This window comes from Streptomyces atriruber (assembly GCF_001418325.1).
Taxonomy (GTDB): domain Bacteria; phylum Actinomycetota; class Actinomycetes; order Streptomycetales; family Streptomycetaceae; genus Streptomyces; species Streptomyces atriruber.
This window is the reverse complement of sequence record NZ_LIPN01000023.1, coordinates 43,413-56,695: the sequence shown is the minus strand read 5'-3', so window position 1 is coordinate 56,695 and position 13,283 is coordinate 43,413. Positions and strand designations below refer to the sequence as shown.

15 protein-coding genes and 1 pseudogene are annotated in these 13,283 nt (G+C 72.6%); 8 read left to right on the top strand and 8 right to left on the bottom strand.

Annotated elements, in window-relative coordinates; genetic code table 11:
* A partial coding sequence (locus tag AOK03_RS02240) for an NADP-dependent oxidoreductase (protein ID WP_055563395.1) occupies positions 1-854 on the bottom strand: 854 nt, incomplete at its 3' end.
* Positions 855-897: 43 nt separating this feature from the next.
* Positions 898-1,521: an NADPH-dependent FMN reductase gene (locus AOK03_RS02235; RefSeq protein ID WP_079074410.1), complete on the bottom strand. Its 624-nt coding sequence runs from the start codon at positions 1,519-1,521 to the stop codon at positions 898-900.
* A gap of 273 nt (positions 1,522-1,794) precedes the next feature.
* Between AOK03_RS02235 and AOK03_RS02230 the strand changes: the two genes are divergently transcribed.
* Positions 1,795-2,658 carry a hypothetical protein gene (locus AOK03_RS02230; RefSeq protein WP_055563394.1) on the top strand — a complete coding sequence of 288 codons (864 nt, stop codon included), beginning with the start codon at positions 1,795-1,797 and terminating at the stop codon, positions 2,656-2,658.
* 221 nt (positions 2,659-2,879) lie between these two features.
* Here AOK03_RS02230 and AOK03_RS02225 read toward each other — a convergent pair whose 3' ends face one another.
* Entirely contained in the window at positions 2,880-3,296 is a 417-nt protein-coding gene (locus AOK03_RS02225; protein ID WP_055563402.1) for a PPOX class F420-dependent oxidoreductase, read from the bottom strand.
* 81 nt (positions 3,297-3,377) lie between these two features.
* On the opposite strand from AOK03_RS02225, the gene AOK03_RS02220 reads away from it, so the two are divergent.
* Both AOK03_RS02220 and AOK03_RS02215 read left to right on the top strand, forming a co-directional pair.
* Positions 3,378-3,707 carry a DUF952 domain-containing protein gene (locus tag AOK03_RS02220; RefSeq protein WP_055563393.1) on the top strand — a complete coding sequence of 110 codons (330 nt, stop codon included), beginning with the start codon at positions 3,378-3,380 and terminating at the stop codon, positions 3,705-3,707.
* Positions 3,704-4,450 (top strand): M15 family metallopeptidase, encoded by a 747-nt coding sequence (locus AOK03_RS02215; RefSeq protein ID WP_055563401.1) that lies wholly within the window; start codon positions 3,704-3,706, stop codon positions 4,448-4,450. Before AOK03_RS02220 ends, AOK03_RS02215 begins: the two co-directional genes overlap by 4 nt.
* Here the strand turns inward: AOK03_RS02215 and AOK03_RS02210 are convergent.
* Positions 4,348-5,154, bottom strand: a complete 807-nt coding sequence (locus tag AOK03_RS02210; protein ID WP_055563392.1) for a MerR family DNA-binding transcriptional regulator — start codon at positions 5,152-5,154, stop codon at positions 4,348-4,350. The two genes, AOK03_RS02215 and AOK03_RS02210, sit on opposite strands and share 103 nt — an antisense overlap.
* A 223-nt stretch (positions 5,155-5,377) precedes the next feature.
* Here AOK03_RS02210 and AOK03_RS02205 point away from each other — a divergent pair, with 223 nt between their 5' ends.
* From AOK03_RS02205 to AOK03_RS43730, 3 genes and pseudogenes are all read left to right on the top strand, one after another.
* Entirely contained in the window at positions 5,378-6,880 is a 1,503-nt protein-coding gene (locus tag AOK03_RS02205; RefSeq protein WP_107097900.1) for an ATP-binding protein, read from the top strand.
* A 40-nt stretch (positions 6,881-6,920) separates the two neighbouring features.
* A pseudogene (locus tag AOK03_RS02200) lies at positions 6,921-7,199 on the top strand (roadblock/LC7 domain-containing protein); the annotation flags it as partial.
* Complete coding sequence (locus AOK03_RS43730; RefSeq protein ID WP_055563391.1) at positions 7,196-7,417, top strand: hypothetical protein; 222 nt, start codon at positions 7,196-7,198, stop codon at positions 7,415-7,417. The pseudogene AOK03_RS02200 and the gene AOK03_RS43730, both read left to right, overlap by 4 nt.
* A gap of 4 nt (positions 7,418-7,421) precedes the next feature.
* On the opposite strand, the gene AOK03_RS02190 is transcribed toward AOK03_RS43730, so the two are convergent.
* A complete protein-coding gene (locus AOK03_RS02190; RefSeq protein ID WP_055563390.1) occupies positions 7,422-7,676 on the bottom strand; it encodes a DUF7218 family protein in 255 nt (84 codons plus the stop codon).
* 83 nt (positions 7,677-7,759) lie between these two features.
* A complete protein-coding gene (locus AOK03_RS02185) occupies positions 7,760-8,380 on the bottom strand; it encodes a CGNR zinc finger domain-containing protein (RefSeq protein ID WP_055563389.1) in 621 nt (206 codons plus the stop codon).
* Positions 8,381-8,435: 55 nt separating this feature from the next.
* On the opposite strand from AOK03_RS02185, the gene AOK03_RS02180 reads away from it, so the two are divergent.
* The gene (locus AOK03_RS02180; protein ID WP_055563388.1) at positions 8,436-8,822 is read left to right on the top strand and encodes a PPOX class F420-dependent oxidoreductase; all 387 of its coding nucleotides are present in this window, start codon (positions 8,436-8,438) and stop codon (positions 8,820-8,822) included.
* On the opposite strand, the gene AOK03_RS02175 is transcribed toward AOK03_RS02180, so the two are convergent.
* Both AOK03_RS02175 and AOK03_RS02170 read right to left on the bottom strand, forming a co-directional pair.
* Entirely contained in the window at positions 8,812-9,837 is a 1,026-nt protein-coding gene (locus tag AOK03_RS02175) for a tetratricopeptide repeat protein (RefSeq protein ID WP_055563387.1), read from the bottom strand. The two genes, AOK03_RS02180 and AOK03_RS02175, sit on opposite strands and share 11 nt — an antisense overlap.
* A 110-nt stretch (positions 9,838-9,947) precedes the next feature.
* Positions 9,948-11,087 carry a hypothetical protein gene (locus AOK03_RS02170; protein ID WP_055563386.1) on the bottom strand — a complete coding sequence of 380 codons (1,140 nt, stop codon included), beginning with the start codon at positions 11,085-11,087 and terminating at the stop codon, positions 9,948-9,950.
* Positions 11,088-11,271: 184 nt separating this feature from the next.
* Here AOK03_RS02170 and AOK03_RS02165 point away from each other — a divergent pair, with 184 nt between their 5' ends.
* A complete protein-coding gene (locus tag AOK03_RS02165; protein ID WP_055563385.1) occupies positions 11,272-13,239 on the top strand; it encodes a M13 family metallopeptidase in 1,968 nt (655 codons plus the stop codon).
* Positions 13,240-13,283: the final 44 nt, after the last annotated feature.

Here is a 13,283-nt window from a genome sequence, read left to right as displayed (position 1 = left end):
GCCCGCTCCAGCGGGAACGTCGCGCGCAGGTGCACGTTGACCGCGCCCTTCTCGTACAGCGCGGTGAGTTCGGCCAGCCGGGCCGCGGACCGGGTGCCGCCCCAGTCGGCCAGCCCGAGGCGTGCCGCCTCCTCCGTGGCGACCATCGTGACGACCCGGTCGCGGTCCTTGGCCACGGCCACGGCGGCCCGCAGCCCCTCCGGCCCCGCCGCGTCGAGCGCCGCGTCCACGCCGTCCGGCGCGACGGCGCGGATTCGGTCGACGAGCCCCTCGCCGTACGTCACGGGGACCGCCCCGAGCGCCCGCAGATGGTCGTGGTTGGCGTCGCTCGCCGTGCCGATGACGGTCGTGGCGCCCCAGGCCCGCGCCAACTGCACGGCGAACGTGCCGAGCGCGCCGGCCGCCGCGCCGATCAGGACGGTGTCCCCGGAACGCACGCGCAGGTGGGAGAGGGCCAGGTGGGCGCCCTGGCCGTTGCCGGAGAAGCCGCCCGCGACCGTCCACGGCATGGCGGCCGGTTTGTGGACCAGCTGCTCGGCGGCCACGGCCGCGTACTGGGCGTAGCCGCCGAGCAGGGAGTACCCGAGCACCTCGTCGCCGGGCGCGAAGTCGCCGACGCCTTCGCCGATCCGGTCCACGACGCCCGCGAACTCGTTGCCGGGGACGACCGGGAACCCCGGCTCGGCGCCCGGTGGCACCCAGCCCTCCCGCACCCCGAGGTCGAAGGGCTGGACCCCGGCGGCCCTGACCCGGACCCGTACCTCACCGGGTCCCGGTTCCGGGGCGTCGAGCTCCGTCGGCCGCAGGACCTCCGGCGGTCCGTATGCGTTCAGTGCGGCGGCGGTCATCTTCATGACGACTCCCTCGTCGATGCGGCTGGGTGGTGTGGCGCTGCGGTCAGGCGGCGTAGGGGCGGACGGCCTTGCCGTCGCGCAGCGTGCGGCCCCACCAGGTGAGCTGGTCGAGCATCGCCTTGGCGGCGGTCTCCGGCACGGTCGGATCGATCGGCTCGCCGGACGCGTCGAAGCAGCTCCAGACGCCGTGGAAGCTCACGGTGTCGCGGACGGTCACCGCGTGCAGCTCCGCGAAGACCTGCCGCAGGTGCTCCACGGCCCGCAGGCCGCCCGACAGGCCGCCGTAACTGACGAAGCCCACCGGTTTGGCACGCCACTCCTCGTAGTGCCAGTCGATCGCGGTCTTCAGCGACGCGGGGAAGCTGTGGTTGTACTCGGGCGTGATGACGACGAACGCGTCGGCCGCGTCGATGCGCGCGCCGACCTCGGCGACCTCGGGGCCCGGCCGCTCGGCCAGCTGGTCCGGCAGACGCGCCTCGGCCAGGTCGATCACGTCGACGGCCAGATCGTGGCGCTGCGCGGTCTGCCCGGTGAACCAGTCGGCGATGGTGGGCGCGAAGCGGCCCTCCCGGGTGCTCGCGATGATGACGGCGACCTTCAGGGGCTCTGGTGTCCCGTCCGGCTCGTCCCTGACGGCTGGTCGGACGGTCTGCTGGGTGTCGTTCATGGCTGCCTCCCCGGCCCGGTGTTCGTTCCTGACACCGACGAAGCTACGAAGGCGGACCCCGCCCCCGCATCTGTCGCTCGACCGGGATCGGTACCTGCTCCAGGACTAGGCCGACCGGCGGAGTACCGGGTCCCGTCCGGCGTGGACGACCGGCCCGGACCACGGCGGACGGCAGCCGAGCCCGTGTACTCCGGGGTGCGTCCGGGCAGGTAGCACCGGGACGGCCACGGCGGGGCAGGCCGTGGCGCGGCACGGCAGGAGGAGTCGGAGATCATGGCACAACACACGGCCGGAGAGTGGGAGTTCACCGACGACAGGGACCACCTGGTGAGGGCCGCGCACCGGCCGTCCCGGCTGATCGCCTACGTGCCGACCGGCGCGGCGCTGCACGACCACGGCATACGACCCGCCGGTGTCTTCGGCTCCGCGCACGACGACCCGGCGCTGCCCGACCCGGCCAAGACGGGCAGCCTCCCCCTCGCGGACCTGCCCTACTACGGCGCGGGCCCCGCACTCGACCTCGACGCCCTCCTCGCCGCCGGGCCCGACCTCGTCGTGGCGCTCACCTACGGCGGCGGTCAGGTCTACGGCATCGATCCGGAGGCCGCCAAGCACCTGGAGGAGCACGTCCCGCTGGTCGTGCTCGACGTCGGCGGCGGCCGCAGCCTCACCGGGATCAGGGAACGCCTCACCGCCCTGGCCCACAGCCTGGGTGCCGCCCCGGACGCCGAAGCTGCCGCCGAACTGGCCGCCGCAGAGCGCAGGTTGACCGCCTCCGCCGCGGGGCCCGTGCGCTCGCGCGTGCTCGCCCTCTCCCCGGCGGGCCCCGACTCCGTCCATCTGGCGAGGCCGTACGCCTGGCCGGATCTCGCCGCGCTCGCCGGATTCGGCGTCGGCCTGGTGGACCCCGAGCCGGGGCAGGGCGCGAACTGGTCCACGACGACCTGGGCCGACGCGGCAGCGCTGGAGCCCGACCTCGTCCTCACCGACGTACGAGGCAACGCCTCGCCCCTCGGGGACGCCCTCGGGCGACGTGTCCCCACGCTCTCCTGGAACCCCGAACTGCCGCCCAGCGCAAGGGAACACGCCCGCTTCCACACCGCCGTCGCCGAAGCGCTGGAGTCCGTGCGCCCTTGAGAGCCTGTGTCATGACCCCGGCCGGGTGGCCGCCGCCTGGCACGCACGCTCGCCGCGTTGCCGGAACGCCCTGGTAGCTCCTCCCCCAGGCCTGAAGGGCCCCGGGGGGACCCCCACCCAGGACGCTCCGGCGCCTTGCGATCGCACGCACCAGACGACGCCCACTGATCCGGCCGGGGCCATGACACAGGCTCTGACGGCGAGGCGTGGCGGCGGTCCCGTCAGTCGGCGATGCCCCCGAAGGCGATGACCCGGTCGATGCGGGCCCGCACCAGATACTCGCCCGGCACGGAGTTCCGCCGTCCGTACGCCTCCGCCTGTTCCTCGCCCATGTAGCGGGAGCCGATCCGCGTCGCCCAGTCGCGCAGGGCGGCCGGATCGTCGGTGAAGTCCGCCGTGCACTCCAACATGACGTACGAGAAGGGCGGTTGCTGGTCGTCCACGCAGAGCGAGAAGCGCGGCTCGCGGCGCAGCGCCTGGTACTTGAGGGACTCGTGCCAGGTGGTGATGAGGAGCTCGTCCCCGTCGAGGAGGAACCACACCGGGGTGACGTGCGGCCGCCCGTCGGCCCGGTTCGTCGCCAGCTTCCCCGTCCGTGTCCCCTCCAGCACGAAGGACCGCCACTCGCTGTCGCTCATGGATCGCATGGGCTTGCTCCTCTCACCGGCCGGAACGGCCCGTGGAGCCTACATGGATCTTCGTCCGCGTATCGTTGATCCATGACACGACTGCTGCACATCACCGAGCGCGCCTTGTGGGACGCCGCAAGGGAAGCCGGGACGTACGAGATGTCCACCCGCGGCAAGACGCTGGGCGAAGAGGGTTTCATCCACTGCTCGCTGCCCGAGCAGCTGTCGGGCGTGGCCGCGTTCGTCTACGGGAACTACGAAGGCCCCGACGAGCTGGTGGTCCTCACCATCGACAGTGCACGTCTCACCGCGCCGGTGCGCTTCGAGGCCCCGCGGCCCGGCGGGGTGGAGTTCCCCCACATCTATGGACCGTTGCCCGTGGACGCGGTGGTCGAGGTATCCCCGTGGAGCCCGGCATGACGGTTCGGTCGGCCGTCGAGGGCCCGTCCGGCGGGATCGTCCTGATGGCGGACCCACGGGTCGCCGCCGTCCCCGTGCGCGAGTGCGGGGAGCGGCTCGTCGACGTACGGACGGCGCGGGGCGGCAGCGGCAGCAGGGGACTGCTGGTCGACGTGCGGCAGCAGGAGGGGCCCGAGGCCGCGTTCGCGCTGCTGCGCGAGGGCGTCCTGCGGCGCCTCCTGCACGCAGAGGAGCTGCTCCCGACGGGGCTGCGGCTCCTGTTCGTCGAGGGCTACCGGCCGCCGTCGCTGCAGCGCCACTACTTCGAGGAGTACGCGGACCAACTGCGCGCCCTGCACCCGCACCTGCCCGCCGCCGAGATCCACGCGGCGGCCAGCCGCTACGTCTCACCGCCCGACATCGCCCCGCACAGCGCGGGCGCGGCCGTCGACCTCACCCTGGCCGACGCCGAAGGACGCGAGCTCGACCTGGGCACCCGGATGAACGCCGACCCCGAGGAGAGCGCGGGCGCCTGCTACACCGAAGCGGCGAACATCAGCGCCGAGGCGCGCGCCCACCGCACGGTCCTCGGTACCGCACTGACGGGAGCGGGCCTGGTCAACTACCCCACGGAGTGGTGGCACTGGTCGTACGGCGACCGCTACTGGGCGCTGGCCTCGGGTGCTCCGTCCGCGCTGTACGGTCCCCGCGAGGCGGGCTCCGAAGACGCGCTCTCCGGGGCCGGGGACCTGTCCGAGAGGTAGCGGTACAGATGGGCCGCTCCCTCCAGCATGGCCCATGCCCGCAGGTCCAGCGCGGCCTCGCGCTGCGCCAGGGCCGTGCGGAGCGCGCCGACACCGCCGCTGCGCCGCAGGTCGTCCAGGACGGGGCGGATCTGCGGCAGGAGGTAGTGGCTCTGCCGCAGCATGTGGACGATGCGCGCGTCGCGGACGTCGGCGGGGAGGTAGGAGCGGTAGTGCGTGCCCGGGTCGCGGGACGGGGTCAGGAGCCCGGCGGCCTCCCAGACCCGCAGGGCCGAGGCGCGCACGCCCAGATGGGCCGCAACTTCCCCGATGCGCAGCCGCGAGCGCGGCAGGGCGGGCGCGGTCGGCCCGTCCTCCGCGACGGCCGCCAGGGCCTCGCCCGTCGTCCGCAGGGCGCCCCGCTGGTCGTGCAGGAGGGCGTGCCCGGCGTCGATGAGCGCCAGCGCCCGCGGCACCTCTCCCGCGTGGACCGCCCGCATGACCGCTCGGGCCGTGCCCGAACCGTGGCCGCGGACCAGGGCCCGGTAGGTGAGCAGGGCCTGCCGGTGCCCGGCGTCGAACCTGCGGTATCCGGCGGGGGAGCGCGGGGCGGGCGGCAGGATGCCCGCGTCGGCGTAGTTGCGGATCTGCTGCGGCGAGACACCGGCCGCACGCGCCAGGTCGACCGGGCGCAGTCCGCCCTCTCCGGCGTCCCGACGGCTCATGGGTGACCTTTCCGGCGGCGTCCTGTCGACGCCGGACCCGAGGGCGTGGGAGGTCGGCGACGATCTCGGAAGTAGTTGATCCACATTCCCTCGAACCCTATAAGCTCCCCCGTGGCACGCCGTGTTGACGTGATCCACTCAGTCGCCGGTGTCGCGATGCCGCCTCGTGCGGCCTTTTGTCTGTGGTTGTCTCCCGTTTGATCGCGTTGGTCTGAGGATGCAGATGCAACTTGCCACTCCATCACCGGCGGCAGCCCAGGAATCCGGGGTCTGGCGCGCCTGGTGGCTGTTGCCGTTCGGCTTGGGCGTGGGCACGCTGACCGCCGCGGTGACCGGTCCCGAAGGGGCCCGAATACCCCTCGTCCTGGCGGGACTTGGCGCCACCGCGGCCGCGGCCTGGTGTGTACGGCTCCTGCTGCGCGCGAGACAGGAGTTGCGCCGCACCGCCGAACAGAACCGGACGGATCAGCTCAGCCACTCGCGACAGTGGCAGCACCACGTGGCCTCCCTGGAGCACCAGTACGCGACCGATCGCGCGGCCCTGGAGGCCCGCCTGATCGACGAGGCCAAGGCCTGGGAGTGGCGCGTCGACCGACAGCACGAACTGCTCGCCCGCCTGGGTGACGACTTCCTCCCCAAGGCGCTGAAGGGCCTGCGCTCCGGCGAGGCCGTCGACGACGTGCTCCCGCAACTGGCGCAGGAGACCGGCGTGTCTCCCGAGTTCCGGCTCGAACTGCGCAAGGTCCTGCGCTCGGGCCTCATCGCCGTCGAGGAGGAGTTCAACCGCACCACCTCCGCCGAACAGGCCGTCATCGGCATCGGCAGCAGGCTGCACGTCCTCACCGGCAAGATCCGCGGCCGTCTCCACGAGATGCAGGGCGAGCACGGCCGCTCGCCCGCCGTCGCCCGGGGGCTGATGGAGCTCGGCCAGGCGATCGGCCCCGCCGACTGTCTCGCCGCCAGCATCGGCGTCCTCGGCGGAACCGACCGGCCCGGCCGCCAGTGGCAGGAGCCGCAGCGCCTGCTCGGCGTGGTCCGCGGCGGCATCGGCCGCATCAAGGACTTCGACCGCGTACAGGTGCGCCGACTGCCCGAACTCGGCGTCGACGGCGGCCTGGTGGACCACCTCACGCTGATCTTCGCCCACCTCCTGGACAACGCGGCCCGCTACTCGCCGCCCACCGAGCCCGTGATCGTGTCGGGCAAGGAGGTGCCCAACGGCGTGGGCATCGAGATCCAGGACGCGGGCAAGGGCCTGAGCGACGAGAAGAAGCAGCAGGCGATCGGATCCCTCGAAGGCGCCGCCGCGGGTCCCGGCCTCGGCGGCCTCGCGGAGCACGCGCACCTCGGCCTGCGCGTCGTGGGAATGCTCGGCCGGAAGTACGGCATCCGGGTCACCTTCGCGGAATCGCCCTGGCTCGGCACGTCCGTCGTCGTTGTCGTCCCGCACAAGTACTTCAGTCGGCTCCCCACGGGCGTGAAGCCCGCGCGGCCCCCGGCCCCGGCCGCCCCCGCCGGGAGGCGGACGGCACCGCGACCGTCCGCGACGGCCGGCGCGGCGACTCCGGCCCCCGCGCCGACCGCCGCCGAGCCCGAGCCCGAGACCACGGCCGGTGGTCTGCCGAAGCGGCGCCGGAGCGGACCACGCGCCGATGCGTCCGGTGCGCCGGCACCCGCCACGGCGGCCCCGGCCCCTCCGTCGTACCGCCGGAGCGACCAGCGATGACACAGCACGAGACCGACGTGAGCTGAGCGCTCCGTGACAGGACGTGGACCGGTTCGCCGACGTCGTCGCGGGACTGGAGGCGCTCGCCCAGCCCGTCGCCGCACAATTCCCCAAGTACAGCGGTCAGTTGAGGCTCGCGATGATCGAGGTCGGGCGCGGGCACCTCTTCGTGGTGCGGGCCGGTGTGGAGACGCGTCTCGGCGTCCTCGCCGAGGAAGGGCTCGGCCAGGGACTGCTCGGGCACCAGATGGGGGACCTGGCCCGCCGGATGGGTGAGCTGTTCGGCACCACTGCGCGCGGGGAGGAGCGGCCTGGATGAGTGGCCCCCGGCGGCCCACGGACCCGGCCGGACTGGAGCGCCACGACGTCGTCACGGGCGGGCGCAGCGGACCGGGCGGGGCGGCCGCGGGGCTCGACGTGGCGACCCTCGTCGACACGCGCCGACTGGCCTCCGGCTTCCGGGCCATCGAGGAGACGGAGCGGCAGGACGTGCTCCACCACCTCAAGGAACGAGCGGCGGCCCTGCGGACCCGCTGAACGGTCAGTGGTGGCGCAGCGCGTCGATCAGCTGGGACTTGTTCATCTTGGAGCGGCCGTCGATGCCGACCTTCTTGGCCTCGCGGTACAGATCCTCCTTGGAGCGGTCCTCGTACGTCCCGGCCCTGCCGCCCTTGCGGCCGGTGGCCCGGCGGGAACCGCCGGAGTCATTGGCGATGCGCGCCGCCTTCTCCTTGCTCGCGCCCTCGCGGCGCAGCGCCTGGTAGGTCTTCTCGTCCTTGATCTGCGCCCTGGGCACAGGGATCACCCGATTCCGGTCGGAGGTGCACTCGGTCCTTCATGCGTACCCCGGTCTGCGGATCCATGCCATCCGGATGTCCCTCAGCCCTCCTCGGAGCGGCGCGCACGCAGTGTCCGTACCTTGTGGCGGTTGCCGCAGTGCTCCATCGAGCACCAGCGGCGGCGGCCGGGGCGCGAGGTGTCGACGTAGATCAGGGCGCAGTCCTCGGCCGAGCACGTACGGATGCGGTGCGCGAACGGTCCGGTCAGCAGGTCCACCGCGTCGCGCGCCACGGTGGCCAGCAGCCGGGTGCCGTCCGCGGTCCCGGCCCAGACGCGCGCGCCGTCCGGGCCGACGGCGGGGACCAGCGGGGCGTGGGCGGCCGCCGCGTTGACGGTGGTGACGTCGGCCGGGTCGGCGGGCTCGTCGCGGGCCCGCGCGGTCGTCACGCGGAACAGCGCGTCGCGCAGCCGCCGGGCGTCCGCCACCTCGGCGTCGGACACCTCCAGGAGCGGGGTGGGCGTGAGCCGTGACCGCTCGGCCCAGTCGGTCAGATCGCCGGGCGCGTGCAGTACCTCGTACCGCCGGAACTCGCCGGGGCCGCCGGTGGGGAGCAGTTCCAGACAGAGCGCGCCGGGGTCGAAGCGGAAGGTGGATCCGCTGTAGGAGCGCAGCACGATGCCGGACGTCCCGGCGGGCAGGGGTGGCGGGGACTGTTCCATGTAACCAATATAAGGAGTTACGGGCCGGGCGTACGGGGCGCCCTAGACTCTCGGCATGGTCGACACCCTGCTGACGCGGCTCAGCTCCGGAAAGTACCTGCTCGTCAGCAGCTATCGGAAGGACGGCACCCTGGTGCCGACCCCCGTATGGGTCGTCGAGGACGACGGCGCCCTCGGCATCTGGACGCCCGGCGAGTCCTGGAAGGTGAAGCGGATCCGCAGGCGCGCGGACGTCATGGTCGGCCCGTGCGACCGACGGGGCAGGCCGACCGGCGAGCAGGTGCCCGCCACCGCCGAGATCTGCCCGCCCGACGTCACCGCCCGCTACCGCACCCTGATCCTGCACAAGTACGGGGTGGCCGGTTTCCTCACGCTGTTCGGCAGCCGGCTCCGCCGCGGCCTCAAGGGCACGGTCGGGGTCCGCATCACGCTCACGCGCTGACGGCGGGCGCCGACTCGGCGCGGAAGGCCACGACCATGTCGCGCGCGTGCCGCAGGCCCATACGGTCGAAGTCCGCCTCCAGCACGTCCAGTTCGGCGAGCGTCGCCTCCCGGGCGCACCCGAGCCGCGCCCGGCACTTGGCCAGGCCGAGCCGGGAGAGCGCGGTGCCGCGCGGCTCGTGCATCGCGGTGAACTCGTCGAGGGCGATCGCGTACGTGTCCCGCGCCGCCTCGTAACGCCCGGCGCGGTACAGCACGTTCCCGCGCATCTTGTGGTTGTAGGCGAGCGCACTCGCCAGGTCCATGGCCCGGCACACCTCCTCGGCCTCGGAGAGCAGGTCGAGGGCCCGGTCCGGATCGCCCCGCAGGGACACCACGTCGGCCACGCCCCGCAGCGACCAGGCGCGCCCGCGCGCGTCGTCCGCCTCGGTGGCGATCCGGACCGACTCCTCGAACAGCTCCAGGGCCTTGGCGTGCTCGCCGCTGTTGCGGTGCATCTGCGCTATCCCGGTCATCGCCCACACCATGTGCCGCGCCTCGCCGCGCGCCCGCCCCTGCTCCAGCAGCTCCTCGTGGAGCGCGGCGACGGCCGCGTAGTCCCCCTGGATGCGCCCGGTCTCGGCGAGGCCCGCGAGCGCGTACCCGTGCGCGAGGAGGTCACCGCTGCCCGCGGCCAGCTCGACGGAGTGCCTGAGCAGCCGCCGGGCGAGCGGCAGCGCCCCGCACTGCCTCGCGAGGGTGCCGCCGCTCCACAGCGCCCAGGCCATGGCGCCCTCGTCCCGCGCGGTGCGGGCGCTGCGGTAGCTCTGCCGCCAGGCGGCGCCCGCGTCGTCGACCCGGCCGAGCCGCCTGCTCGCCTCCGCGAGCGCCAGCGCGGCCCGTGCGCGCTCGGCCGCGCCGTCCGCCCGGGAGAGCGCACGGCCGGCGGACGCGCGCACGTCCTCGTACGAGGAGTTCACGCTCAGTTCCGAGCCCAGCTCGCCCTGGTACTCCGGGGCGAATGCCTTGACGTACATGGTTCCGAGGCCTCTCGATCGGTCGGCAATCTGACGTGATCAAGAAGCTACGAGCCGGGCCCGGGTCGGCGAATCCCTCCCGGTACGGGTCATCGCGTACGACTCGAGTGCTACGACCGGGGGTCGTGATCAGCCTCGGGACGTACGGTCGCCGACTGGAGCGCCGTGATGCACGCGCCGATGGCCTGCTGGAGGTCTTCGAGGCGCTTCACCATGTCGTCCTCGTAGATGTCGCGGATGTCCTCGGCGGTATCGACATCGTCGAACGTCAGCTCCTCGAAGACCTTCGTGGCCTTCTGCAGGCTGCTGTAGAACTTCGCGCGCCGCTCCTGGACCCGCAGTTCGGGGTCGCTCTGGACGGTCTGCGCCACCAGGTCGCGCACCGTGTCGTACGCCTCGCGCGCCCACTCGCCGGACTCCTCGCCGTCGTCCAGCTCGTCGATCAGCGACAGATGGCGCTCGGCCTCCTCGCGCAGTTCGGCGGACGCGTCGATCATCTGCCCTGCGGGCGTCTTGACCTGGCCCTTCTCCACGATCTGGCGGACGTACTCGACGCGGTCGCCCGCCTTGGCCTCGGCCGCCACGGCCTTCTTGAGGTCGTCGGTGCGGACGATGTCGCGGACCAGCTCGGTGCGCAGCGCCGGGTCCTCGTCGAGGCGGTCCATCAGGGCCTTGCGCGCCGCCTCCGCGGTGCCGGGGTCGGCCAGGATCGCGGCACGCAGCGCGGTGGGGTTCTCCGCGACCTCCAGGGCCTTGGTGGGGCGGATGCCCTCGGCCTCGGCCGCCTCGGAGATCGCCTCACCCCGTTGGCTGAGGGCGCTGGAGCGGGCGGAGTAGTACGACAACCAGATGTCGGCGTCGGGGAGTTCGACGTCCATGCCGGGGGAGAGGGCCTCGAAGTGGGGCACCATCCCGTCGTCGGCCGCCTTGTCCCAGGCCTTGTAGTAGCGCATGACGCGGTCGGCCGAACAGCCGGCCAGCTCGGCGAACTCCTTGGCGGAGATCTTCGGCGTCTCGCCGGCACTCTGCCCGCCGGGCCGCACGCTGCGGGCGACCTTGAGGCCGAAGGCCCAGCCGCCGGTGCGCGCGTACGCCCCGAAGTCGCGGGCGTCCTCGGCCACCAGCGCGGCCGCGTCGGCGGTCGGGGCGGCCCCGGCCCCGGGGGGCGTGCCCTCGTGAGAAGTACCCTCGGGGGAGGCGGTCTCCTGGGACGCGGCGTCTTCCTGGGACGGGACGATGGCTACGGTCACAGATGTGCTCCTGGGTGTCACAGGCATACGAAGGTTGACGCGATACTTTATCGCTCCTATTGAGATGTTTTGTGCGCGAGTTGGCGTGCCGGTCGGCCGCCCGGGAGCACTCCGTTGTTCGCTCCTCGCCGAACGGCCCCCGCAGTCCGTCGTGCCGGACCGACCCCTCGCATAGGCTGCCTGGATGAGCATTCTGGATGACGCCCGCCCGGGCATGAACCCCGAGATCCGCCCGCAGGACGACCTCTTCGGCCACGTCAACGGAGTCTGGCTGGACACCGAGAAGATCCCCGATGACCGCTCCAGCTGGGGTCCCTTCGTGCAGCTGGCCGACACCGCGGAACAACAGGTCAAGACGATCATCCAGGAGCTCGCCGCGGAGGTGTCGGCCGACCCGGGTGCCGTCTCCGAGGATGCCCGGAAGATCGCCGCGCTGTACGCCTCCTTCATGGACGAGGAGACCATCGCCGCCCGTGGCCTGGCCCCCGCCCAGCCCCTGATCGACGAGGTCGCGGGCCTGCGGGACACCCGGGAGCTCGCGGCCTTCATCGGCCGCTTCGAGCGGATCGGCGGCTCCGGCCTCTTCGGCGCGTACGTCGACTCCGACGACCGCGACTCGGACCGCTACCTCTTCAACATCCTCCAGGGCGGTCTCGGCCTGCCCGACGAGTCGTACTACCGCGAGGAGAAGTTCGCCGAGATCCGCGAGAAGTACGTCGCCTACCTCACCGAGCTCCTCACCCTCGGCAGGCACGCGGACCCGGCCGCCGCCGCGCGGACCGTCCTCGCGCTGGAGACGAAGCTCGCCGAGGGGCACTGGGAGCGGGCCGAGACCCGCGACGTGCTGAAGACCTACAACCTCACCACCCTGGACGAACTCACCGCACTGGCACCCGAGTTCGACTGGCGTGGCTACGCCGCCGCGCTCGGCGGCTCGGACGCCACCATCGCGGAGACCTGCGTCCGCCAGCCGTCCTACCTCACCCACCTCTCCACGGTCCTCGCCGAGGTGCCGATCGAGCAGTGGCGCGACTGGGCGCTGACGCGCGTGCTGCGCTCCTGCGCGCCGTACCTGCCGGACGCGTTCGTGCAGAACAACTTCGAGTTCTACGGCCGCACCCTCAACGGCACCCCGGAGCTGCGAGCCCGCTGGAAGCGCGCGGTCGCGTTCGTCGAGGGCTCCATCGGCGAGGCCGTCGGCAAGCAGTACGTCGCGCGGCACTTCCCGCCGGCGTCCAAGGCGAAGATGGACGACCTCGTCGCCAACCTCCTCGAGGCCTACCGACAGTCGATCGCCCGCCTCGACTGGATGACCGACGAGACGAAGGAACGGGCGTACGAGAAGCTCGCCACCTTCCGTCCCAAGATCGGCTACCCCGACACCTTCCGCGACTACTCCGCGCTCCAGGTCTCGGCCGACGACCTGCTCGGCAACGCCCAGGCGGCGTCCGCGTTCGAGTCCGCCAGGGAGCTCGCCAAGATCGGCGCGCCGGTCGACCGCGACGAGTGGTTCATGCTGCCGCAGACGGTCAACGCGTACTACAACCCGGGCACCAATGAGATCTGCTTCCCCGCGGGCATCCTGCAGAAGCCGTTCTTCTCGCCCGACGCCGACCCGGCGGAGAACTACGGCGGCATCGGCGCGGTCATCGGCCACGAGATCGGCCACGGCTTCGACGACCAGGGCGCGCAGTACGACGGCGCGGGCAACCTGAACGACTGGTGGACCGCCGCCGACAAGACGGCGTTCGAGGGCAAGTCGAAGGCGCTCGTCAAGCAGTACGACGCCTTCTCGCCCCGCAACCTGCCCGGCGAGTTCGTCAACGGCTCGCTCACCGTCGGCGAGAACATCGGCGACCTGGGCGGCCTGACCATCGGCCACACCGCCTACCTCATCGCCCTCGACGGGGCGCCGATGCCCGAGAACGACGGCACGACCGGCTCGCAGCGGCTCTTCATGAACTGGGCGTACTGCTGGCGGACCAAGCGCCGCAAGGAGCAGGAGCAGCAGTACCTGACGATCGACCCGCACTCGCCGCCGGAGTTCCGCGCCAACATCGTCCGCAACCTCGACGAGTTCCACGAGGCGTTCGCCACCGTGGAGGGCGACGGGCTGTGGCTCGACCGGTCGGAGCGCGTACGCATCTGGTGACGCGTGCGCGGCGCCGCGGGGATGCCTTCCCGCGGCGCCGGGGC

Coding starts and splice junctions, on each gene's coding strand:
- AOK03_RS02235 (WP_079074410.1), bottom strand. CDS start 1,521: ATGAACGACACCCAGCAGACCGTCCGACCAGCCGTCAGGGACGAGCCG.
- AOK03_RS02230 (WP_055563394.1), top strand. CDS start 1,795: ATGGCACAACACACGGCCGGAGAGTGGGAGTTCACCGACGACAGGGAC.
- AOK03_RS02225 (WP_055563402.1), bottom strand. CDS start 3,296: ATGAGCGACAGCGAGTGGCGGTCCTTCGTGCTGGAGGGGACACGGACG.
- AOK03_RS02220 (WP_055563393.1), top strand. CDS start 3,378: ATGACACGACTGCTGCACATCACCGAGCGCGCCTTGTGGGACGCCGCA.
- AOK03_RS02215 (WP_055563401.1), top strand. CDS start 3,704: ATGACGGTTCGGTCGGCCGTCGAGGGCCCGTCCGGCGGGATCGTCCTG.
- AOK03_RS02210 (WP_055563392.1), bottom strand. CDS start 5,154: ATGAGCCGTCGGGACGCCGGAGAGGGCGGACTGCGCCCGGTCGACCTG.
- AOK03_RS02205 (WP_107097900.1), top strand. CDS start 5,378: ATGCAACTTGCCACTCCATCACCGGCGGCAGCCCAGGAATCCGGGGTC.
- AOK03_RS43730 (WP_055563391.1), top strand. CDS start 7,196: ATGAGTGGCCCCCGGCGGCCCACGGACCCGGCCGGACTGGAGCGCCAC.
- AOK03_RS02185 (WP_055563389.1), bottom strand. CDS start 8,380: ATGGAACAGTCCCCGCCACCCCTGCCCGCCGGGACGTCCGGCATCGTG.
- AOK03_RS02180 (WP_055563388.1), top strand. CDS start 8,436: ATGGTCGACACCCTGCTGACGCGGCTCAGCTCCGGAAAGTACCTGCTC.
- AOK03_RS02175 (WP_055563387.1), bottom strand. CDS start 9,837: ATGTACGTCAAGGCATTCGCCCCGGAGTACCAGGGCGAGCTGGGCTCG.
- AOK03_RS02165 (WP_055563385.1), top strand. CDS start 11,272: ATGAGCATTCTGGATGACGCCCGCCCGGGCATGAACCCCGAGATCCGC.